The sequence below is a fragment of the Ottowia flava genome, assembly GCF_008017535.1.
Lineage (GTDB): Bacteria > Pseudomonadota > Gammaproteobacteria > Burkholderiales > Burkholderiaceae_C > Ottowia > Ottowia flava.
Genome location: NZ_VRUA01000003.1, coordinates 213,659 through 236,333 on the forward strand (window position 1 = coordinate 213,659; position 22,675 = coordinate 236,333).

19 protein-coding genes are annotated in these 22,675 nt (G+C 63.7%); 15 read left to right on the top strand and 4 right to left on the bottom strand.

Annotated features, from left to right (window positions below; translation table 11 throughout):
• Positions 1-189: 189 nt before the first annotated feature.
• The 3 genes from FVQ98_RS05205 to ccsB all read left to right on the top strand — a co-directional run bounded on the left by FVQ98_RS05205 (position 190) and on the right by ccsB (position 4,491).
• Positions 190-807 (top strand): c-type cytochrome, encoded by a 618-nt coding sequence (locus FVQ98_RS05205; protein WP_147912365.1) that lies wholly within the window; start codon positions 190-192, stop codon positions 805-807.
• A 205-nt stretch (positions 808-1,012) separates the two neighbouring features.
• On the top strand, positions 1,013-3,136 hold the full coding sequence (locus tag FVQ98_RS05210) for a cytochrome c biogenesis protein ResB (protein ID WP_147912366.1): 2,124 nt from the start codon (positions 1,013-1,015) through the stop codon (positions 3,134-3,136).
• Positions 3,137-3,150: 14 nt separating this feature from the next.
• The gene (ccsB, locus tag FVQ98_RS05215) at positions 3,151-4,491 is read left to right on the top strand and encodes a c-type cytochrome biogenesis protein CcsB (RefSeq protein WP_147912367.1); all 1,341 of its coding nucleotides are present in this window, start codon (positions 3,151-3,153) and stop codon (positions 4,489-4,491) included.
• A gap of 243 nt (positions 4,492-4,734) precedes the next feature.
• Here the strand turns inward: ccsB and FVQ98_RS05220 are convergent, their stop codons facing one another.
• Complete coding sequence (locus FVQ98_RS05220) at positions 4,735-5,931, bottom strand: PQQ-dependent sugar dehydrogenase (RefSeq protein WP_147912368.1); 1,197 nt, start codon at positions 5,929-5,931, stop codon at positions 4,735-4,737.
• 139 nt (positions 5,932-6,070) lie between these two features.
• On the opposite strand from FVQ98_RS05220, the gene msrP reads away from it, so the two are divergent.
• On the top strand, positions 6,071-7,072 hold the full coding sequence (gene msrP / locus FVQ98_RS05225; RefSeq protein ID WP_147912369.1) for a protein-methionine-sulfoxide reductase catalytic subunit MsrP: 1,002 nt from the start codon (positions 6,071-6,073) through the stop codon (positions 7,070-7,072).
• A gap of 316 nt (positions 7,073-7,388) precedes the next feature.
• Positions 7,389-8,009, top strand: coding sequence for a protein-methionine-sulfoxide reductase heme-binding subunit MsrQ (locus FVQ98_RS05230; RefSeq protein ID WP_147912370.1), 621 nt, complete (start codon positions 7,389-7,391; stop codon positions 8,007-8,009).
• A 51-nt stretch (positions 8,010-8,060) separates the two neighbouring features.
• Here FVQ98_RS05230 and lysA read toward each other — a convergent pair whose 3' ends face one another.
• Positions 8,061-9,353, bottom strand: coding sequence for a diaminopimelate decarboxylase (gene lysA / locus FVQ98_RS05235; protein WP_147912371.1), 1,293 nt, complete (start codon positions 9,351-9,353; stop codon positions 8,061-8,063).
• Complete coding sequence (gene lptM / locus FVQ98_RS05240) at positions 9,350-9,622, bottom strand: LPS translocon maturation chaperone LptM (RefSeq protein ID WP_147912372.1); 273 nt, start codon at positions 9,620-9,622, stop codon at positions 9,350-9,352. The genes lysA and lptM overlap by 4 nt, the downstream gene beginning before the upstream one ends.
• Positions 9,623-9,636: 14 nt before the next feature.
• On the opposite strand from lptM, the gene cyaY reads away from it, so the two are divergent.
• Positions 9,637-9,969 carry an iron donor protein CyaY gene (gene cyaY, locus FVQ98_RS05245; RefSeq protein WP_147912373.1) on the top strand — a complete coding sequence of 111 codons (333 nt, stop codon included), beginning with the start codon at positions 9,637-9,639 and terminating at the stop codon, positions 9,967-9,969.
• 46 nt (positions 9,970-10,015) lie between these two features.
• Here cyaY and FVQ98_RS05250 read toward each other — a convergent pair whose 3' ends face one another.
• Entirely contained in the window at positions 10,016-12,421 is a 2,406-nt protein-coding gene (locus FVQ98_RS05250) for a penicillin-binding protein 1A (protein ID WP_147912374.1), read from the bottom strand.
• 319 nt (positions 12,422-12,740) lie between these two features.
• Here FVQ98_RS05250 and FVQ98_RS05255 point away from each other — a divergent pair, with 319 nt between their 5' ends.
• From FVQ98_RS05255 to FVQ98_RS05295, 9 genes are all read left to right on the top strand, one after another.
• The gene (locus FVQ98_RS05255) at positions 12,741-13,817 is read left to right on the top strand and encodes a pilus assembly protein PilM (RefSeq protein WP_147912375.1); all 1,077 of its coding nucleotides are present in this window, start codon (positions 12,741-12,743) and stop codon (positions 13,815-13,817) included.
• On the top strand, positions 13,814-14,416 hold the full coding sequence (locus FVQ98_RS05260; protein WP_147912376.1) for a PilN domain-containing protein: 603 nt from the start codon (positions 13,814-13,816) through the stop codon (positions 14,414-14,416). The genes FVQ98_RS05255 and FVQ98_RS05260 overlap by 4 nt, the downstream gene beginning before the upstream one ends.
• Positions 14,417-14,433: 17 nt before the next feature.
• Positions 14,434-15,120 carry a type IV pilus inner membrane component PilO gene (locus FVQ98_RS05265; protein WP_147912377.1) on the top strand — a complete coding sequence of 229 codons (687 nt, stop codon included), beginning with the start codon at positions 14,434-14,436 and terminating at the stop codon, positions 15,118-15,120.
• Positions 15,117-15,659, top strand: a complete 543-nt coding sequence (locus tag FVQ98_RS05270) for a pilus assembly protein PilP (RefSeq protein ID WP_147912378.1) — start codon at positions 15,117-15,119, stop codon at positions 15,657-15,659. The genes FVQ98_RS05265 and FVQ98_RS05270 overlap by 4 nt, the downstream gene beginning before the upstream one ends.
• Positions 15,656-17,824: a type IV pilus secretin PilQ gene (pilQ, locus tag FVQ98_RS05275; RefSeq protein WP_147912379.1), complete on the top strand. Its 2,169-nt coding sequence runs from the start codon at positions 15,656-15,658 to the stop codon at positions 17,822-17,824. Before FVQ98_RS05270 ends, pilQ begins: the two co-directional genes overlap by 4 nt.
• Positions 17,825-17,864: 40 nt before the next feature.
• Complete coding sequence (locus tag FVQ98_RS05280; protein ID WP_147912380.1) at positions 17,865-19,349, top strand: Ig domain-containing protein; 1,485 nt, start codon at positions 17,865-17,867, stop codon at positions 19,347-19,349.
• Between the two features lie 285 nt (positions 19,350-19,634).
• The gene (locus FVQ98_RS05285) at positions 19,635-20,177 is read left to right on the top strand and encodes a shikimate kinase (protein WP_147912381.1); all 543 of its coding nucleotides are present in this window, start codon (positions 19,635-19,637) and stop codon (positions 20,175-20,177) included.
• Between the two features lie 135 nt (positions 20,178-20,312).
• Positions 20,313-21,431 (top strand): 3-dehydroquinate synthase, encoded by a 1,119-nt coding sequence (aroB, locus tag FVQ98_RS05290; RefSeq protein ID WP_147912382.1) that lies wholly within the window; start codon positions 20,313-20,315, stop codon positions 21,429-21,431.
• 69 nt (positions 21,432-21,500) lie between these two features.
• Positions 21,501-22,646 carry a deoxyguanosinetriphosphate triphosphohydrolase gene (locus FVQ98_RS05295; protein WP_147912383.1) on the top strand — a complete coding sequence of 382 codons (1,146 nt, stop codon included), beginning with the start codon at positions 21,501-21,503 and terminating at the stop codon, positions 22,644-22,646.
• Positions 22,647-22,675 lie beyond the last annotated feature (29 nt).

Sequence of the window (22,675 nt, forward strand, 5' to 3'; positions counted from 1 at the left end):
GCTAAAAGCGGGTGGGCGGCGCAGGCCGGTCGTGAAAGGGGCGACGGCGGCCAGTGCCCCGATCCTGCGCAGGATCAAGAATCCGGCGGCGCGGGCCCGCCGGGGCACCGGTGCGGCGCAGTGGGCATTGTAGAATCCCCAGGTTTCGCGCCTCCCTAGAGAGCCCTTCATTCAAAAGATGATCGCCCCATGAAGTCGTTTGCCGTCCTGCTGACCGCCACGCTGCTGGCCGCCACCGCTTCCGCTGCCGATGCGCCCGCTGCTCCCAAAGTCGACCTGGCCAAGGGTGCCGCCAGCTACGGCGCGGTGTGTGCCGCCTGCCACGGCGCCGATGGCAATTCGACCGTGCCTTCGCAGCCCAACCTGGCCGGCCAGCACGCCGAGTACCTGACCAAGCAGATGCTTGAATTCAAGAGCGGCGTGCGCAAGGACCCGATCATGCAGGGCTTCGCCGCCGCGCTGAGCGAGGCCGATGCCCGCAACATCTCCGCCTGGCTCGCCACGCAGAAACCCAAGCCTGGCTTCGCCAAGGACAAGGACACCGTGATGCTGGGCGAGCGCATCTACCGCGGCGGCATCCAGGACCGCAACGTGCCCGCCTGTGCTGGCTGCCACAGCCCCAACGGCGCCGGCATTCCGGCTCAGTACCCGCGCCTGTCGGGCCAGCACGCCGACTACACCGTGAAGCAGCTGATCGCCTTCCGCGACGGCAGCCGCGCCAACAACGCCCCGATGCACGACGTGTCGGCCAAGATGAACGACCGCGAGATCAAGGCCGTCGCCGACTACATTGCCGGCCTGCGCTGACGCGCTGTCCGGCCGTGTCGCGCCGCCGCAAAGCCGCGTTCGGAGCTTCCGACGCGGCTTTGTCTTTGTCTGGCGTGCCCCGCACCGTGCAAACTTGACTTCGGTCAATTATTTCTGCGCGCGAGGCGCCGAACATTGAACCGACGGCCGCCAAGCGGCTCCAATCCCCCGACCGGCGCGTCGCCCGGCGTTCCCTCTTGAGGCCATGACCACTTCGGCAAGCAGCATTCCCACCGATTCGCCCGCGCGTGGCACGGGCGTGCTGCGGCGCTTTTCGGAGCTGCTGTCGTCGATGCGCTTTGCCATTGCGCTGCTGACGGTCATCTGCATCGCCTCGGTGATCGGCACCGTGCTCAAGCAGCACGAGCCGGCCGTGAACTACGTCAACCAGTTCGGGCCGTTCTGGGCCGAGCTGTTCCTGGACCTCAAGCTCAACGCGGTCTACAGCGCCTGGTGGTTCCTGCTTATCCTGGCGTTCCTGGTGATCAGCACGTCGCTGTGCATTCTGCGCAATACGCCCAAGTTCCTGGCCGATATTCGCAGCTACAAGGAAAACATCCGCGAGCAGAGCCTCAAGGCCTTCCACCACAAGGCGTCGGCCGAGCTTGGCCAGGCCCCAGCGCAGGAAGCGCAGCGCATCGGCCAGATGCTCAGCACGGGCGGCTGGAAGGTGCGGCTGCAAGAGCGCGACACACCCGCCGGCAAGGGCTGGATGGTGGCGGCCAAGGCCGGTTCGGCCAACAAGATCGGTTACATCGCCGCGCACAGCGCCATCGTGCTGATTTGCCTGGGAGGCCTGTTTGACGGCGACCTGTTTGTGCGCGCCATGACCTGGATGGGTGGCAAGCAGGTCTACAGCGGTGGCGGTTTCGTGTCGGAAGTGAAGGCCGAGCACCGCCTGCCCGAAAACAACCCGGCCTTCCGTGGCAACCTGGTGGTGTCCGAAGGCACGCAGTCGAGCACCGCCATCCTCAGCCAGTCGGACGGCATCCTGCTGCAGGAGCTGCCTTTCGCGGTGGAGCTGAAGAAATTCATCGTCGAGTACTACTCCACCGGCATGCCCAAGCTGTTCGCCAGCGAGGTGGTGATCCACGACAAGGAGACCGGTGCCACCGAAGAGGCGCGCATCGAGGTCAACCACCCGGCCAGTTACAAGGGCGTGCAGATCTACCAGAGCAGCTTTGACGATGGCGGCTCCACGGTCAAGCTGCGTGGCGTGCCCATGCACGGAGGCGTCAAGGCCTTCGACATCGACGGCACCATCGGGGCCAGCTCCCAGATCACCAACGGCTCAGACAAGTACACGCTCGAATACACGGCCTTGCGCGTGATCAACGTGGAAAACCTGGGCGGCGACAAGGGGTCGTCCGCCACCGACGTGCGCAAGGTCGACCTGGGCCACGCGTTGTCGCAGCGCCTGGGCGCTGCCGACAAGACGGTCACCAAGCGCGAGCTGCGCAATGTCGGCCCCAGCATCACCTACAAGCTGCGCGACGCCGCGGGCCAGGCGCGCGAATTCCACAACTACCAGTTGCCGGTTGATACCGGCGACGGCATGCCCGCATTCCTGCTGGGCGTGCGCGAGAACCCGGCCGAGCCGTTCCGCTACCTGCGCATTCCGGCCGACGACGACCACAGCATGGACAGCTTCGTGCAGTTGCGCGCCGCCCTTCAGGACCCGGCGCAGCGCGAGCGCGCTGTGCGCAATTACGTCGCCAAGGCCGTGGACGGCCAGCGGCCCGAACTGGCGGCGCAGCTGACCGAGTCGGCCGGTCGCGCGCTGGGCCTGTTTGCCGGTGCCGAAGAGGTCAATGGCCGGACCGTGGGCGGCCTGCAGGCCGTCTCCGATTTCATCGAAGCCGCCGTGCCCGAGGGCGAGCGCGAGCGGGCCGCCGACGTGCTGCTGCGCATCCTGAACGGCAGCCTGTTCGAGCTGAACGCGCTCGCGCGCGAGGCGGCGGGCAAGAAACCGCTCACGGAAAGCGAAGAAACCCAGCGCTTCATGACCCAATCGGTGCTGGCGCTGTCGGACGCTCCGCTGTACCCTGCGCCTGTGGCGTTCGAGCTGAAGGACTTCAAGCACGTGCAGGCCAGCGTGTTCCAGGTGGCGCGTGCCCCTGGCAAGAACGTGGTCTACCTGGGCTGCGTGTTCCTGATTCTGGGCGTCTTTGCCATGCTCTACGTGCGCGAGCGGCGCCTGTGGGTGTGGCTGGCCCCGAACGGCACGGGCTCGCAAGCCAGCATGGCCCTGTCGTCGAACCGCAAGATCCTCGACACCGATCGAGAGTTCGAACAACTGCAGCAGAAGCTGCTCAACCCCCCTTCCTGACGGAGATTCGCGTCATGAACACCCACGTCGCCACCGCGCCCAACGCCACGCTGACGCTCAACGAAAGCTATCTGTCCCGCCGGACCTGGGGCGACTGGCTGTTTGCCGTGATCGCGATCTTCGGCGCGGTCTTCGCGTTCCAGCGCTACCACGCGGCGATGGATGTCTATGAAAAGGCCATCCTGGTGGGCACGGTGCCGGTCGTGATCTGGCTGGGCTGGTTCTGGCGCCCGCTGCGCACGCTGATGCTGGTGGTGGCGGCGCTGTCGCTGCTGGCCATCGTCTCGTACGACGGCGACCTGAAGCGCGCCGACACGGTGTTCTGGCTGAAGTATTTCCTCTCCAGCCAGTCGGCCATCCTGTGGATGAGCGTGATCTTCTTCATGAGCACCGCGTTCTACTGGATGGGCATGTTCGCCCGCACGCAGTCGGACACCTTTGAAGGCATCGGCAGCAAGCTGGCCTGGGTGGCGGTCACGCTGGCGCTGATCGGCACCATGGTGCGCTGGTACGAAGGCCACCAGATCGGCCCCGACATCGGCCACATTCCGGTCAGCAACCTGTACGAAGTATTCGTGCTGTTCTGCTGGATGACCGCGCTGTTCTACCTGTACTACGAAGCGCAGTACAAGAACCGCTCGATGGGCGCCTTCGTCATGCTGGTGGTCAGCGCGGCCGTGGGCTTTCTGCTGTGGTACACGCTGGTGCGCGAGGCGCACGAAATCCAGCCGCTGGTGCCGGCCCTGAAAAGCTGGTGGATGAAGCTGCATGTGCCCGCCAACTTCATTGGCTACGGCACGTTCGCGCTGGCCGCCATGGTGGCTTTCGCCTACCTGATCAAGCAGCAGGCGACCGAGACGCGCTGGTACAAGCTGACGCCGATCTGGCTGCTGGGCATTGCGCTGTGCTTCGTGCCCATCGCCTTCCGCCAGCGTGGTGTGGGCGAAGCCGGTGGCAGCTACTGGCTGGGCTACGCCATCATCGCGGCGATGATCGTCGGCGGCATCCTGCTGGGCCGCAAGCGCATCGCCGAGCGCCTGCCCAGCTTCGAGGTGATGGACGACGTGATGTACAAGGCCATCGCCGTCGGCTTTGCGTTTTTCACCATCGCCACCGTGCTGGGCGCGCTCTGGGCGGCCGAAGCCTGGGGCGGCTACTGGAGCTGGGACCCGAAGGAAACCTGGGCACTGATCGTCTGGCTGAACTACGCCGCCTGGCTGCACATGCGGCTGATGAAGGGGCTGCGTGGCACCGTGGCGTCGTGGTGGGCACTGGCCGGTCTGGCGGTGACCACGTTCGCCTTCATCGGCGTGAACATGTTCCTGTCGGGGCTGCACAGCTACGGCGAGCTGTAGAGCATTGCACCCCCTGAGCCGCTGACGCGGCTTCACCCCTCTCTCTTCGCGCTGCGCGCTTCGGGAGGGGGACGCCGCCGATGCCCGGCGCAGGTCTGGGTGTGGCGTTGGCTGGGATAGGGCTTAGCGACCGTTGTGTGGCGTGCGGTCGACGCTCCGTTTGCTATCAAGTGAATAGCTGACCGCGCGTGTGGCACTAGCGCCAGAGGCCTATTGGGCTTGAAATCCTGAGTCTTCTCTCGTTCAAGGGGCTGCCTTGCGCACCAGCAGCACGGTGCGGTTGAAGTCTTCCACCACCCACAACTGACCCGCGCTGTCGATCGCCATGCCGGTCGGTCGGCCCAGCGGCCGGACGCCCGCCTTGGCCGTCCACCCGTCCAGCACCGCGCGCGGTTCGCCGGTCGGCAGGCCGCTCGCACCCAACGGCACCTGCATCACGCGGTGTCCCCGCGGGCCGTGCCAGGCGGTCAGCAACTGCTTGGCATAGGCCGATCCGTCGGTGCCGCGCAGCAGGTGCAGCGGCGCGGCGTGCGCGGGCCACAGCTGCAGCGGCCCGGTGGACTGCTTGCAGTCGTAGCGCTTTTCGTAGCCGCGCGCCGCCACGCCGCGGCCGACGCAGTATGGCCAACCGTAGTGGCGGCCGGCTTGCAACTGGTTCAGCTCCTCGGGCGGCACACCGGCGTCGCGGTAGTCGATGGAATTCTCGGCCTGCAGCACGGTCCCGCTCGGCAACGCCACCAGCGCCACCGAATTGCGCAGACCTGTGGCAAAGGGCGCGAAGTCCTTCACCTTCCAGCCGTCCTGCGGGTCCAGGCGCGCACGGTAGACCGCGCCGCGCGGGCGGGCGCCACCCAGTTCGGGGCAGGGCACGGGTTGCTGTTGCGCGTCGTTGCGGCAGGCATCGGTGACCGAGCCCATGTTCACGTACAGGCTGTTGCCCGGCCCGAAGGCGATCTCTTTGAGCGGGTGCGCGCCGACGTTTGGCAAGCCTTCCAGCATCACCTGGCGCTGCACCGGCTGGCCCGCGGGCAGCACAGGTGTGCGCCACAGGCGGTCGGCCTCGCCCACCCAGACCTGGCCGTCCGGCCCCAGCGCCAGGTCCAGCGGGCGGTCCAGCTTGTCGGCCAGGGTGCGGACGCTGGCGCGCGCGGCGCCGGGCGCCAGCGTCAGCTCCAGCAGACGGCCGCGCTTAGGCACCCAGTTGGCGCCCATGTCGATCACCCAGAAGCGGTTTGGCGCCACCTCCAGAATGCGGCGCGGGGCCTCCAGCCCTTGGGCATCGTCCGCGATCAGGGCCACACAATGCCCGGCCGGTACGGTGTCGATCAGCACCCGCTCGTGCGGCCCACAGCGCTCCTGGGGCGTGTAGCCGCGCGCGTGCACGGCAGATGCAGCAAGCAGGGCGGCCAGCGCCAGGGGGGCCAAGATGCGCAAAACCATGTGAACTCCACGCCAGGGTCAAGGTCGTAGCATGATGCCAGTGGCGATGCAGCGCGTCGTCCCGCTCACCTGCCAAGGGTCGGGCGGGCGCAAGGCGCTCCGGTCGCCGACCCAGGTTGTTGTTCAGGAGTTGTCCGTCATGCCCCGTTCTTTCCGCCCTGATCCTTTCGACCACGCTGTGCCCAGCGAGATCACGCCCCGCGCGGTGTACGAAAATCGGCGCGACTGGCTGCGGCGCGTGGCCGCGGGCGCGGCGGCCGGCAGTGGCCTGGCCGCCTGGGCCGCGCGTGATGCGCTGGCGCAAGCGCCCGCTGCGCCGGGCAAGCTGGCCGCGCTGGCGGCCAAGCCGTCCACCGTCGCCGGGGCGATGACCATGGAAAAGGTCACCGACTACAAGGACGCCAGCAGTTACAACAATTTTTACGAATTCGGCACCGACAAGGGTGACCCGGTGCGCCACGCCGGCACGCTGAAGCCCACGCCGTGGACGGTGGACATCGAAGGTCAGGTCAAGAAGCCGGGCAAGATCGGGCTGGAAGACCTGCTCAAGCTCGCGCCGATGGAGCAGCGCATCTACCGGCTGCGCTGCGTGGAAGGCTGGTCGATGGTGATTCCATGGGTGGGCTACTCGCTGTCGGCCCTGATCCAGCGTGCCGAGCCGCTGGGCAGCGCGAAGTACGTCGAATTCGTGACCCTGGCCGACCCCAAGCAGATGCCCGGCCTGCGCTCGGGCGTGCTCGATTGGCCGTACACCGAGGCGCTGCGCATGGACGAGGCCATGCACCCGCTGACGCTGCTGGCCTTCGGCATGTACGGTGAAGTGCTGCCCAACCAGAATGGCGCGCCGGTGCGCTTGGTGGTGCCGTGGAAGTACGGTTTCAAGTCGGCCAAGTCCATCGTCAAGATCCGCTTTCTGGACAAGGAGCCGCGCACGGCCTGGAACAAGGCCGCGGCCAATGAATACGGTTTCTATTCCAACGTGAACCCCAACGTCGACCACCCGCGCTGGAGCCAGGCGACCGAGCGGCGCATCGGCGAAGACGGCCTGTTCGCCAAGAAGCGCAAGACGCTGATGTTCAATGGGTACGAGGCGCAGGTGGGGCAGTTGTATGCGGGGATGGATCTGAAAAAAAATTACTGAGCACCCCCCTGAGTCGCCTGGCGGCGCCTTCCCCCCTCTCTCTTCGCGCTGCGCGCTTCGGGAAGGGGGACAACGCCGGTTGCCGGCGCAGGTCCGGCAACGGCGTTTGCGGGGGCGGCCTGCTCCGCGGCCTTGCGAGGAGGATGGTGCGGGTTGGGGCTGGGCGTTTGCAGACGGGGTCGCAGGTTCCATCGGCGACATCTGGCGAAGTCTGATGTTGCGATTTGCTCCAAATACAATAGCTGGCTGCGCTGATCGTTCTTGGTTCAGAGCCTGATTTCATTCAATAAGACTGTCTTTGAAAAACCCCGTCCCAATGCGTTCCTGGTTGTTGCATCCCTTGGCCAAGCCGCTGGTGTTTGTGCTGTGCCTGCTGCCGCTGGCGTGGCTGGTCTACGGCGCGGTGGCGGACCAGTTGGGCGCCAACCCGGCGGAGGCGCTGATCCGTGGCTTGGGCGACTGGAGCTTGCGCTTTCTGTGTCTGGCGCTGGCGGTGACGCCGGTGCGCATCCACACGCGCACGCCGCAGTTGGCGCGCTTTCGGCGCATGCTGGGGTTGTTCTGCTTTTTCTACGTCTGCCTGCACCTGCTGGCGTACGGTTGGTTGGACATGGGGCTGGACGTGGCTGACATCGGCAGCGACATCCTGAAGCGCCCGTTCATCCTGGTCGGTTTCACGGCTTGGTTGCTGCTGTTGCCGCTGGCGCTGACGTCTACCAACGGCGCGGTGCGGCGCCTGGGCGGCAAGGCCTGGCGCAACCTGCACCGGCTGGTGTACGTGGTCGCGCCGCTGGCGCTGCTGCACTTTTTCTGGATGCGCGCGGGCAAACAGGACTTTGCCGAAGTGGCGGTGTACGCGGTGATCCTGGGCGTGCTGCTGTTCGATCGGCTCAGTCGCCATTTCAAGCCAAAAGCGCCGCCAGCCCGCGCCAGATAAGCGCGGGCAGCTATGCTTTGGGTAACAATTTAGCCGTTCGGACGAACGACTTCAGACCGATTCCAGCCGCCACAGGTCGGCCACGGCTTCGCGCTGACGCACCACACGCGCGGTGTCGCCGCTGACCAGCACCTCGGCGGCGCGCGGGCGGGTGTTGTAGTTGCTCGCCATGCTCATGCTGTACGCGCCGGCCGACAACACGGCCAGCAGCTCGCCCGGCTGCGCGGCCAAGGCGCGGTCGTGGCCCAGCCAGTCACCGCTTTCGCACACCGGGCCGACCACGTCCCAGGTCGGCGCATCGGCGCCAGCGGCCGGCAACTGCAGCGGCACGATGCGGTGGAAAGCCTGGTAGAGCGCGGGGCGCGGCAGGTCGTTCATGGCCGCGTCAACGATCAGGAAGTTCTTCTGCTCACCCGGCTTGAGGTACAGCACCTCGGTCAGGCACACACCAGCGTTGCCGACGATGGAGCGACCGGGCTCGATCATCAGTTGGCGGTCACCGAAGCCGCGCGCATCGACCTTGGCCAGCAGCTGCGCCCACAGCGCATCGGCCGCAGGGGGCGTGTCGCCGTTGTAATCGATGCCCAGGCCGCCACCGAAGTCGATGTGGTGGACGGAGATGCCCGCCGCTTCGATTTGCGTGACCAGGTCGAGGATGCGGTCCATCGCCTCCAGGTAAGGCGCCGGCTCAGTAATCTGCGAGCCGATGTGGCAGTCGATGCCGACCACCTGCAGCCCCGGCAGCGCCGCGGCGTGCCGGTACGCGGCCAGCGCCTGTTCGTGCGCGATGCCGAACTTGTTGCCCTTCAGGCCGGTAGAAATGTACGGGTGCGTCTTGGGGTCGACGTTCGGGTTGACGCGAATGCTGATCGGTGCCCTGCGGCCGAGGCCGGTGGCCACGTCGCTCAGCACGTCCAGCTCGGCCAGGCTTTCCACGTTGAAGCAGCCGATGCCCACTTGGAGCGCGCGGGCCATTTCGGCGCGCGCCTTGCCGATACCCGAAAAGATGATCTTGGCGGGGTCGGCCCCGACGGCCAGGGCGCGTTCCAGCTCGCCGCCCGACACGATGTCGAAGCCGCAGCCCTGGTCGGCCAGCAGTTTCAGGATGGCCAGCGTGGAATTGGCCTTCATCGCGTAACAGATCAGCGCGCGGCGCCCGGCCAGCCCGCGCTGGTAGGCGGCCAGGGCGTCCAGGATGGCGGCTCGCGAATAGACGAACAGGGGCGTGCCGTGGGCGCGCGCCAGGTCAGCCAGCGGCACGGATTCCATGCACAGCTGGCCGTCACGGTACGACAGGTGCGCGCCGCCGGGCAGGGCGGGCGCCGCAGAAGAAGAGGTGGTCATTCGATGTCTGGAAGGTCCGGCAACAGCGGGGGCGGCGGGCGCAGCACCGGCGCGGGTGCGGATGCCCCGCTGGCCGGCGCCGCGGGCGGCGTCGAGTGGCCGCCCCACACGGTTTGCGGCAGCGTAGCGCGCTGGGCGGCAGCCGGCGTCTGGGGAATGGTGAGCGGGCCGCGCTGCCCGCACGCCGCCAGCAGGGTTACCGCCGCGCCAGCGGTGGCCCAGGCACAGGCGCTGACTAGAATTGATCGGATAGGCGATGCTGACGACATGGCATGGAATTGTAATGACCGACCTTGAATACCTCGACCGGGCCGAGGCCCTGCTGGCCACCGTGGAAGCCGATTGCGACCGCATCAACGAGGCCGGTGACGCGGACATCGACAACCAGCGCGTGGGCGGCATGGTGACCCTGGTGTTCGCCGACAACAGCCAGATCGTCATCAACCTGCAGAAGCCGCTGCAGGAGGTGTGGCTGGCGGCGCGTTCGGGCGGCTACCACTACCGATGGCGCGACGGCCAGTGGCGCGACACCAAAAGCGACGAAGAGTTTTTTGCTCGCCTGTCGCAAAGCGCCAGCGAACACGCCCGCACGGCTTTGGTGTTCAGCGCCGACTGAGCGGGCGCCAAGCGAGCCGCGGCGCCGCGTGGGCGCCACACCCAGATCAGTTCTTGAACATGTCGAGGATGCGGTTGCGCTCCTCGGATGGCGCGGCGCCGCCACCGGCGTCTGTCGACGGTTCGGCCTCGGTCGGGGCCGGCGCTAGGCCAGCGCCGCCCAGGTTGCTGATGCCTCCGCCGCGGGCGTATTCCTCGTAGTACCAGTCGCCGCCAACGCGGGTCACGCCCTCGGGAGCGGACGGTTCGCTGACCGGGACGCCCTTGAGCGCGGTTTGCATGAAGTTGATCCAGATCGGCAGGCTCAGGCCGCCACCGGTTTCGCGGTTGCCCAGGTTGCGCGGTGTGTCGTAACCCATCCAGACGATGCCGACCATCGACGGTTGGTAGCCAGCGAACCAGGCATCCATCGAGTCGTTGGTGGTGCCTGTCTTGCCATAGATGTCCGGGCGCTTGAGTTGGGCTTGCGCCTTCGCCGCCGTACCGCTGCGCGCCACATCGTTGAGCATGGTGCCAGTGATGAAGGCGTTGCGCGCGTCGATGGCGCGGTTGGACTCGACTGGGCCGGCAGGCTGGCTTTCGACCAGCACACGGCCCGTATGGTCGGTGATGCGCGTCACCAGGAACGGGTTGACCCGGAAGCCGCCATTGGCAAACACCGAATAGGCTGCCGCCATCTGCATGGGCGTGACCGAGCCGGCGCCCAGCGCCATCGTCAGGTAGGCGGGGTGCTTGTCGGCGTCGAAACCGAAGCGCGTCACCCATTCCTGACCGAACTGCGGCGTGATGGACTGCAGGATGCGAATCGAGATCATGTTGCGCGAGCGGGCCAAACCGCGCTTCATGGTCATCGGACCTTCGAAGCCTCCTTCGTAGTTCTTGGGCTCCCAAGGCTGGCCGCCGGTCACGCTGCTGTCGAAGAACATGGGCGTGTCGTTGATCATCGTGGTCGGCGAAAAGCCTTTTTCCAGCGCCGCCGAATAGATGAAGGGCTTGAAGCTGGAGCCCGGCTGGCGCCACGCCTGCGTGACGTGGTTGAACTTGTTCTTGTCGAAGTCAAAGCCGCCGATCAAGGCCTTGACAGCGCCGTTGCGGGGATCGAGCGCGACCAGCGCGCCTTCGACCTCGGGTACTTGGCCGATGTCCCATTTGCCCTTGCTGTCCTGGCTGACGCGGATGATGGCGCCAGGACGGATCTTGATGGCGGGCCCTGCCTTGGCGGACAACCCAGTTTGCGCGGCGCGCAGGCTGTCGCCGGTCATCGTGATCTTGGCGCCGTTGCGGCGAATCGCGACGACGGTGCGCGGGCTGGCTTCCGTGACCAGCACGGCCTGCAGGTCACCCATGTCAGGGTGGCTTGCCAGCACGTCGTCGGCCATGTCTTCAATCTCATTCGCATTCTTGGGCAGGTCGACGAACTTCTCTGGCCCGCGATAGGCCTGCCGACGGTCATAGTCCAGGATGCCTTTGCGGAGGGCGTTGTAGGCAGCCGCCTGGTCGGCCGAATTGATCGAGGTGTAAACGTTGAGCCCGCGGCTGTAGGTTTCTTCGCCGTATTGGGCAAACATCATCTGCCGGACCATTTCGGCCACATATTCGGCATGGACGCGTGTGGTTTCGTTTGCGGGGCGGATGCGCAGGGGTTGCGCCTTGGCTTCGGTCGCCTGCGCCGCCGTGATGAAGCCGTTTTCCACCATGCGATCGAGGATGTACAGCTGGCGCTCACGGGCGCGATCGAAGTTGGCGATAGGGTTCGCCGTCGAAGGGAATTTCGGGATACCGGCCAGCATCGCCGCCTCGGCGATCGTGATGTCCTTGAGCGGCTTGCCGAAGTAGGTCTCGGCGGCGGCGGCAAACCCGTAGGCGCGGTTGCCCAGAAAGATCTGGTTCATGTAAATCTCAAGGATCTGGTCCTTGGACAGCATGTGCTCCAGCTTGAAGGTGAGCAGGACTTCGTAGATCTTGCGCGTGTAAGTCTTCTCAGAAGACAGGTAGACGTTGCGCGCGACCTGCATGGTGATCGTGGACGCGCCCTGGCTTTTTTCGCGACCAAGGTTGGCCAGCGCGGCACGTGCGACACCCATGTAGTCGACGCCACCATGTTCGTAAAAGCGTGCATCTTCCACGGCCAGCACGGCGTCTTTCATCGCCTTGGGGATCTTGGCGATCGGGGTCAGGTTGCGGCGTTCCTCCCCGAATTCGCTGATCAGGGTGCCTTCAGATGTATAGACGCGCAGCGGCAGCTTGGGCCGGTAATTTGAAAGCTCCGATACATCTGGCAGGTTGGGGTAGGCAATCGCCAGGGCCATCAGGCCTCCCATCACTCCGCACAGAACAAGCGCGACCACGGACCCCACGGTCCACATGAGGCCTTTGAGCAACCAGCTCCACCAAGTGGGTGCAGGTCGGGATGTGCGCTTGTTCACGCCGTTCGGCGAATTCTCTGACGACATGGGGAAAACAAGTAAGTTAGCAAGTACTTCCGTGAGACAGTACGCCCTGTTGGCAGGCACAGGAGGGAGCCTGCCAAGGCATGTCACGCGGTATTTTCAATTGTGATCGCTCTCTCGGACGTAACGCATCGCAACGTGTCGAGTCCACATCAAGTGCGTGCGCTCACGTAAGGAATTGTCCGGAGACGTTAGTTTTTGACAACGCGTTCAACCACTTGTAGTGGGCATTTGCTTTGCCCGACAAAGGGCTTGCTGCTAGCATTCAAGTGAAATCTTAAGTGTGTTCGACTTTTGAAACTGAAGGTAACAGGGTGTCGTCTTGAACACAGGATCGTTGTTCGGTCGCCAGTCGGCGTCCTTGTTGGGCCTTGATGTCAGTCCGTCCAGCGTCAAGCTGGTGGAGTTGGCACAGGACCGCGCCGGCAACCTCGTGCTGGAGCGCTGTGGGATTGAGCCGTTCGAAGCGGGCTGGATCAGCGACGGCAACATCGAGAAATTTGACGAGGTCGTCGAGGCGACGCGTCGGTTGGTGAATCGCAGTGGTGCCAGGACGAAGCAGGTTGCGATGGCGCTGCCTGCGTCGGTGGTGATCACCAAAAAAATCATTTTACCGGGCGGCTTGTCCGAGCGTGAGCTTGAGGTGCAAGTCGAATCCGAGGCCAACCAGTACATCCCCTTTTCCTTGGATGAGGTTGCCTTGGATTTCTGTGTGGTCGGACCGAGCCCCACCTCAGTGGGCGATGTGGAAGTCGTCATCGCGGCGTCGCGCAAGGAAAAGGTGGAGGATCGCCAGGGTTTGGCGGAAGCCTGCGGCTTGACGCCATTGATTATTGATGTAGAGAGCTACGCTGCTCGCTTGGCCGCCAATCGCGTGATAGGGCGATTGCCTGGCGGTGGCGCGGATGCCGTGATCGCGCTGTTCGAGATCGGGGCGATGTCATCGAACATGCAGGTCTTGCGCAATGATGAGTTGTTGTATGAGCGTGACCAGGTTTTTGGTGGCGCGCAATTGACGCAAGTGCTTGCCCGTCAGTACGGGTTCACTCAGGAAGAAGCCGAGGCCAAGAAGCGCTCAGGTGAGTTGCCGGACGACTATGGTCAGACGGTGCTTGAGCCATTTGTGGAGTCGCTGGCGCAAGAAATTGAGCGCGCCCTGAAGTTCTTCTTCACCAGTACGCCGCACAACAAGGTCGACTACATCCTGTTAGCGGGGGGCACGGCTGGGTTACCCGGCTTGACTGAGGTTGTGACGCAACACACCAATTTTCCGTGCCAGGTTGTCAATCCATTTGACGGCATGGAAATCGGCCGTGCTGTGCGTGAAAAGAAGATGCTGCGTGAGGCGCCTTCTTACCTGACCGCGTGCGGTCTGGCCATGCGGAGGTTTCTGCGGTGATATTGATTAACCTACTTCCGCATCGTGAGATGGCGCGCAAGAAGGCGCGCCAAGTCTTCAATACGTCCTTGGGACTCTCGGCCGTGGCGGGAGCATTGATCGCTGGCGGCATCTATCTGTGGTATCAGCATCAGATATCCGAGCAGCAGGAACGCAATACGTTCATTTCCGCAGAAAACGCCAAGTTGGATGCCGAGATCAAGGAGGTCGCGAATCTCCAAGAGGAAATCGCCGCGTTGAGAGCCCGCCAAGAGGCCGTAGAGAACCTGCAAGCGGACCGCAATTTGCCGGTTCATCTGCTGAATGAGGCGGTTCGGCAATTACCTGACGGGATCTACCTGAAGGGAATCAAGCAGGAAAACCAGAACGTCCTGTTTACCGGGGTGGCGCAATCCAATGAGCGTGTTTCAGAACTGCTGCGCAATCTGGAGCGCAACAGCGATTGGGTGACCAAGCCGGAACTTATCGAGATCGTAGCCGCGAACATGGCCCTGACGCCGCGTGAACAGCGGCGCGTCTATAACTTCACCGTCCGCGTGCAACTGCAGCGAGCAAGTGCGCCGGCATCAGGTGCATCCGCCGCGGCAGGGCGGACTTGAAAGGCGGGGCGTTCAATATGGCACGCAAGAAAAAGTCCAGCAATGTGGACGTGGCTGCGTCTTTCAGAGCATTTGGTGATCAGTTTCGAGGTCTGGATTCAAGGGATCCGTCATCTTGGCCGGCCATTCCGCGGTATGCGCTATTTGCGTTCGTAGCTGCGCTGGTTGTCGGCTTGCTTTGGTTTTTGATGCTGAAAGACTTCGACGAAGAGTTGGAGGTTGAGCGCCAAAAGGAAGCTACGCTCAAGACAGAGTATCAGACCAAGTTGCAGAAAGCTGTCAGTCTCGACGAGTTGAAGAAGCAGCGCGAACAGGTCATGCAATACGTCAATCTGCTGGAAAAGCAGTTGCCCAGCAAAGCCGAAATGGACGCCTTGCTGTCGGACATCAACCAGGCTGGCTTGGGCCGCAGCTTGCAATTTGAGTTGTTCCGACCAGGGCAGTTGTCCGTCAAGGACTATTACGCGGAGTTGCCCATTGCAGTCAAGGTCACAGGGCGCTATCACGATATCGGGGCGTTCACTGCTGATATCGCAAACCTGTCGCGCATCGTGACGCTCAACAATCTCTCTGTTGGGCCATCTGCGGACAAGGACAAACCAGGAACTCTTTTGCTCGAAGCTACAGCGAAGACGTTCAGATATCTCGATCCCGAAGAGATCGCCGCACAGCGTAAGGCTGCGAAACCAAAGGCGACGAAATGAAGCGCATCCTCTATTTAGTAGCGTGCACGGTTTCGCTAGCGAGCTTGGCTGGGTGCATGGCTGAGTCAGATGACTTGCACCAATGGATGGCGGAACTGCGGCGCACGACTAAGCCGAAGGTCACGCCTATCGCAGAGCCCAAGAAATACGTGCCACTGGCCTACTCGGAAGCGGCATCGTTTGACCCTTTCAGCAGCGACAAACTGACCCAGGCATTGCGACGAGAGTCAGGCCCTGCCAGCGCCGGAGCCCTTTTGGTGGCGCCCGAGCTCAACCGACGCAAAGAGCCCCTTGAAGCATTCCCGCTGGATGTGATGACCATGGTCGGTAGTTTGGATCGCTCGGGGCAGCGCGTGGCGTTGGTTCGCGTCGATAGCCTTCTGCATCAGGTCCGGGTGGGTAATTACCTGGGCCAGAACTACGGCCGGGTGCTCAAGATCAACGAAAACGAAGTCGTCCTCAGAGAGATCGTGCAGGACGCGGCTGGTGAATGGATAGAACGCAATACGGTGCTGCAGCTGCAGGAGAAAGCACAATGAAGAACAGGTTTCCCTCCGCGCAGCGGATGGCACGAGTGATAGCGGTCGGGACGGTGTGGCTAGCGCTTGCAGGCGCGGCATACGCCGAGGCCTCAATCCAATCCATCACCAGCACCGTTCAAGGTGGTGTTGAAATGGTCCGCATTGATCTGTCGGAGCCGCTCACCGCGGCGCCGGCAGGTTTTGTCGTGCAGTCTCCAGCGCGGATTGCGCTGGACTTTCCTGGCGTGTCGAGTGGCCTTGGCCGCAACACGGTGGAACTCAACCAGGGCAACCTGCGCGTCGCTAATATTGCGCAAACGGCGGATCGCACGCGCGTGGTTCTGAATTTGAACAGGGCGACCGCGTACCGTGCCGAGGTGCAAGGACGCAGTGTCCTGGTGTCTCTCGATCCCGTACCCGCTGTCGCGCTTCCAACTCCGACCAACCCTGTCACGCAGGTCTTCTCCGAGAGTCGAAACGATGCGGCATTGCCTCTGCGGGACATCGACTTCCGTCGCGGAGTGGATAACGCCGGTCGCGTGGTAGTGGACCTTGCCAACAATCAGGTTGGTGTGGACATCAAGCAACAGGGCTCGTCGTTGGTCGTCGAGTTCCTCAGAACCAGTTTGCCCGAAGGTCTGCGTCGTCGCCTGGATGTCACCGATTTCGGCACGCCCGTGCAGACCATCTCCACCGTTCAATCCGGTGATCGCGTCCGCATGGTGATCGAGCCCAAAGGTCTCTGGGAGCACAGCGCTTACCAGAGCGATAACCAGTTGGTCGTTGAAGTGCGCCAGCAGAAAGTCAGCGCCGACAAGCTGACGCAAGGCCCGGGTTACCGTGGTGAGAAGCTGTCGCTGAACTTCCAGAACATCGATGTTCGGTCCCTGCTTCAGGTGATCGCCGACTTTACCAACTTCAATATCGTCACCTCTGACACGGTCCAAGGCAACTTGACGTTGCGGCTAAAGGACGTGCCTTGGGATCAGGCACTCGACATCATCCTGCAGGCCAAGAGTCTGGGTATGAAGCGGTCGGGCAACGTCCTTCAGATTGCACCAAAGGAAGAATTGGCTGCCAAGGAAAAGGCCGAGCTTGAGGCTCAGGCTGCGATTCGCAACCTCGAGCCTTTGCGGACGCAGTCGTTCCAGTTGAACTACACCAAGGCAGCAGATATTGCAACTCAACTGACGACTTCGACCGGCGGTACGGGCGGCAGTGGTGGCTCCTCGACGGCGGGCGGTAGTTTGCTGAGTTCGCGCGGAAACGTGATTGCGGAGCCGCGGACCAACCAGCTTTTTATCTCCGATATTCCGTCGCGCCTCGAGCAGGTTCAGGAAATGATCGCGAAGCTCGACGTGCCCATGCGGCAAGTGCTGATTGAGGCGCGCATCGTCGAGGCGTCAGACACCTTTGGCAAATCGCTGGGGATCAAGCTGGGCAGTGCCGACATGCGGGGCATCCGGGGTGGTGACGCAGGCTATTCCGTCGGCGGCGGGAACCGCGTTGCCATCGGCGGCAACTACAACGCCATTGGCGCCACGACGGGTGCATTCCAGCCCTCCGGGCTCACTACCGACTCATCGCAGTTTCTGAACTTGCCTGCGCTGGGATTCGGCGGCGCCACGCCCGCGAACTTCGCCATTTCCTTGTTCAGTTCGGCGGCCAACCGGTTCTTGAACTTGGAGTTGTCTGCCCTGGAAGCCGACGGCAAAGGCAAGGTGGTATCCAGCCCGCGAGTGGTGACTGCTGACCAGATCAAGGCTGTGATCGAGCAGGGTACAGAATTTGCCTATCAGCAGGCTACTTCGAGCGGTGCGACCTCGGTGGCTTTCCGCAAGGCTGTGTTGAAGCTGGAGGTCACGCCCCAGATCACGCCCGAAGGCAACATCATCTTGGACCTGGACGTCAATAAGGACAGCCCCGGGGGTGTCGTGGCGGGCGCAATGTCGATCAACACAAAGCGCGTGAAAACGCAGGTGCTGGTGGAAAATGGCGGCACCGTGGTGATCGGTGGCATTTTTGAACTGACCGAGACTGAGCAAGAGAATAAGGTGCCGGTGTTGGGCGACATTCCGGCCATCGGCAACCTGTTCAAGCAGAAGACACGCCAGGCCGACAAGCAGGAAATGCTGGTGTTCATCACGCCGAAGATGATTTCCGACCACGGCGCGGTGCGTTGAGTTTTTGGAACAGCGACAGAAGTTTTAAAGGGGATTTGCTGTGAAGGCTTTAGGAATTGCGTTTAGTTTGAGCCTTGCGGCTCTGGTCGCTGGCTGCGGCGGCGGCGGCGGTAGTCCGGGCAACACCGAGTTGGAGTACAAGATTACCTTACGCGCCGATACCAAGGCGCTGCCGGTAAATATTGCCAACGCAGGCCCACAGATTGGCACCAGTGCGCCGTACACCACTGTGCTGCACGTGGGTGCGACAGAGGGCGGCAAGCCGATCGTCGGAACAAAGGAGGCCTTCGCCTGCAATCTGGAGGCAGGACTGAGAACAGGCGCGCTCTACTACCTTGATGGAGACTCAGAACACGAGACTGAGGTGCAGGTGGGGGGGCAGACCGTCAAGATTCCCAACGCCTATCGCAGCGTCGTTCTGGATTCCAACTCGGGCGGTAATTCGTTTCACTTCCATGCTGGCGATACCCGGGGAACTGCCCGTATTACTTGCTCGATCACGAATCCTCGAGACAACCAGGTCACCTCTGCGAGTGTGGACATCGTAGTCGGTGACGCCATCGCTCCCGCCGCGGGTATGCCAGCCAGCGTCAACTTCCAGGCACAAGCGCCGCGCTATCTGGGTTCCAGAAACAACCCGAACAGCGTGCTTAACAGCATCTCCGTCCAGGCCATGGTGCGTGACGAAGTGGGCCAATGGGTGGGAGACACGACGTCACCCAATCTGCAGGTATACATCCATGGAGGCTCGGCTTCTGCTGGGGCGCGTCTGATGCATGATCGTCAAACAGGCACGGTGATCATGACCAATACCCGCAACGGGGTGGCCAACTTCTCGTTGTCCAGCGGCGTTGAACGCGGCGTCATTACCTTGGTGATGGTGGCAGACCGCGCCGACAACAATGTGGCCAACGGCATTCAGGATCCGATCAGCCAGCGTCTGACAATTCCTGTGGTCAATGGCATTGCATTGAAGCCCTTGGCGATCGCGCCGGATCAGTCTGTCACCGCTACCTGCAACCAGGCCGTATCCATGGCGTTGGTAGCAACCGACGGCGTGCCGCCGTACACATGGAGCGTCGCTGGAACCATGCCTGCTGGCTTAGCGCTGTCTTCCGACGGTCTCGTGACTGGCGTGCCGACGCTGCAGAACGGCGCTGGTGCTGGTACTTATCAGGTGGTGGTCAACGTGACCGACTACAACGGCACTACGGCGTCTACCAACCTGTCTGTGACGGTGGAGGCTGGAGACTGCAAACCATTGGCGATTGGCGACAGCAGCATTGCCGTTACCAAGGGCACGCACTTCGCGTTTGCGTTCAGCGCGACCGGTGGCAAGCCGCCATACACTTGGAAGGCTCTGGCAGGTATGCCATCTGGCTTGACGTTGAGCGATGCCGGCATTCTGAGCGGTTCGGTGTCAACGGTCGGCTCATACAAGATGGTGGTGGAAGTGACCGACAAGGATGGCATCAAGGTGGTTGCCAACGTGACGATCGAGGTAACCGAGCCGGAAACCCCGTAAAGCTCTTCAATGCCCCTGCGCCTCATACCGGAGCGCGAGGGCCGACGGATCGCCCCGTCAACGCTTGCAGCGAATCGCGGTTCGGCGCAGGGGTTGGCGGGGATTTGTTTTTGTTGGCTCCTTGTTTGCGGGGTGATGAGTCGCAGCACCAAACGTCGCAGGCCGCTATCGCACGAGTCACTGCGGAGATAGAAGAGATTCGCCGAGTTCTTTCAACCGAATCGGCCTTCCCCGTACACTGCCTAAGATGATGTTTTTCCTTCCCCGTGCAACGGACTGGTATTCATGATCGTTTTTGTCGGCCTCCCTGGCAGTGGCAAATCCTCGGTCGGCAAAGTGATCGCACGTCGGCTGGATATGCCCTGGGTCGATTCCGATCATGAGATCGAACGTGAACTCGGCTGCACGATCCGCGAGTACTTTGAGGCCAAGGGCGAACACGCTTTTCGCGATCAGGAAGAAGCTGCGCTGGACACACTGACCCAGCGCGTCGACACGGTCCTGTCCACCGGCGGCGGCGCCGTCTTGCGCTCAGTCAACCGTCAACGCCTGCGGGACCGCGGCACGGTGATCTACCTGCGCTCGTCACCCGAGGCGCTGTTCCGTCGCCTGCGGCACGACACGAAGCGCCCGCTGCTGCAGGTGGCCGATCCGCTCAAGCGCTTGCGTGCGCTGTACGCCGAGCGCGATCCGCTTTACCGGGAATGCGCGCATTTCGTCATCGACACGCACGGTTCGTCGCTGTCGATGCTGGTCAACCGGATCATGATGCAATTGGAACTCGCGCCGGAGGCCGCCGCCAACCGGCCGAGCGAGAGCTCCGCCTGAGCGCCGCGGCAACGCCGTCCTGGCGCCACCGTCACGCCGCCTGGGCACCTCGCACCTGCGCGCTCGGCAGTTTGCCGCGCAATTCAGCGCCTGTGCGTCGCAAGGAGCGTCGTCCAACGCCCTACACTCGGGCGCATGGCCTTGCCTTTCACCACCCAGATCGTCGACATTGCGCTGGACGAGCGCAGCTATCCCATCTTGATCGGCCCCGGCCTGCTGGACTCACCGGCAGCGTTTGACCGCGGCAGTGCCAGCGGCGGTACCAGCGCACTAATCGTAACCAACACCACTGTTGGCCCCCTGTACGCCGACCGGCTGGCCCGCGTGCTCGCCCAACGCCACAGCCAGGTGCGCCAGTTGGCGCTCCCCGATGGCGAGCAGTACAAGACCTGGGAAAGCCTGAACCAGATTTTTGACGAACTGCTCGGCCACGGCGCCGACCGCAAGACCACGCTGTACGCGCTGGGCGGCGGCGTGGTGGGCGACATGACGGGCTTTGCCGCCGCCTGCTACATGCGCGGTGTGCCCTTTGTGCAGGTGCCAACCACGCTGCTGGCGCAGGTCGATTCATCCGTGGGTGGCAAAACGGCCATCAACCACCCGCTGGGCAAGAACATGGTCGGCGCGTTCTACCAGCCGCAGGCCGTGGTCTGTGATCTCGACGTGCTCAAGACCCTGCCGCCGCGCGAGATGTCCGCCGGCCTGGCCGAGGTCATCAAGTACGGCCCGATCGCCGACATGGCCCTCTTCGAATGGATCGAAGCCCACATCGACGCGCTGCGCGCCGGCGACCCTGCGGCGCTGGCGCACGCCGTGCGGCGCAGCTGCGAAATCAAGGCCCACGTCGTTGGCCAGGACGAGCGCGAAGCCGGCCTGCGCGCGATCCTCAACTTCGGCCACACCTTCGGCCACGCGGTCGAGGCCGGCATGGGCTATGGCGCGTGGCTGCACGGCGAAGGCGTGGGCGCAGGCATGGTGATGGCGGCTGAGCTGTCGCGCGAACTGGGCTTGGTTGACGCTGCCTTCGTGGATCGCCTGCGCCGCTTGATCGAGCGCGCTGGCTTGCCCGTGCGCGGCGCCGTGATCGACGCCGCCGACAACGCCGGCCGCTACCTCGAACTGATGCGCGTCGACAAAAAGGCCGAAGGCGGCGAGATCCGCTTTGTCGTCATCGACGGCCCCGGCAGCGCTGCGGTGCGTGCGGCGCCCGATGAGTTGGTGCGCCAGGTCATCGACCGCTGCTGCGCGGCCTGACCTCGCCGTTGGCAATGAGTATGAATTTCATAGCTGCTCGCGCAGGTGATTCTAGGGCTAGGGCTTGATTTGACTGAAAATGCAGTCGGCTTGGCGCCGTACGCCAGCCACCCCGCCCAGTCGCGCGGCCGGCTGCACCCCAGCGCCCCGGCGCCCACGCGCAACGCTTTTCAGCGCGACCGCGACCGCATCGTCCATTCCACCGCGTTCCGCCGCCTGGTTTACAAGACCCAGGTCTTCGTCAACCACGAAGGCGACCTGTTCCGCACGCGCATGACGCATTCGCTGGAAGTGGCACAGCTCGCGCGCTCCATCGCGCGGCCGCTGGGGCTGCATGAAGATTTGGTTGAAGCCATCGCCCTGGCGCACGACCTGGGCCACACGCCGTTCGGCCACGCGGGGCAGGATGCGCTCAACGATTGCATGGCCGCACACGGCGGGTTCGAGCACAACCTGCAAAGCCTGCGCGTGGTCGACCACCTGGAGCATCGCTACCCTGACCACGACGGGCTCAACCTCACGTTCGAGACGCGCGAAGGCATCCTCAAGCACTGCTCGCCCGTCAACGCCCGCAAGCTGGAGGCGGCCGAGCCGGGCGGGGTCGCGCGCCGTTTCCTGGATGGCACCCAGCCCAGCCTGGAGGCGCAACTGGCCAACCTGGCCGACGAGATCGCCTACAACGCGCACGACATCGACGACGGCGTGCGCTCCGGCCTGCTGACGCTGGACCAGGTGCAGGCCGTGCCCTTGTTTGCCCAGCACCTGGCCACCGTGCAGCGCGACTTTCCGGCGCTGCAAGGCCGGCGCGTGCTGTACGAAGCCATCCGTCGCATGCTGTCGGCCCAGGTGTACGACGTGATCGCCGCGACGCAGGCCGCCATCGTCGCTGCGACGCCTACCGATGCCGATGCTGCGCGCCGCGCCGGGCCGCTGGTGCGCTTTGGCGACGCCATGCGCGCCCAGTCGGCCGAGCTGAAGCGCTTCCTCTTCGCCAACCTGTACCGCCACCCGCAGGTCACCGACACCACCGCGCGTGGCCGCCAGGTCGTGCGCGAGCTGTTCGCCGCCTATCTGGCCCAGCCCGACGAGCTGCGCCCCAGCTTCGCCCAGCGCTTCGACCGCGAACGCGCTGTGGCCGACTACATCGCCGGCATGACCGACCGCTTCGCCCTGCGCGAGCACGAGCGCCTGACCGGCCAACGTTTGCTGAGCTGAGGCCATGCAGCGCCCAGCCCGTGCCGCGC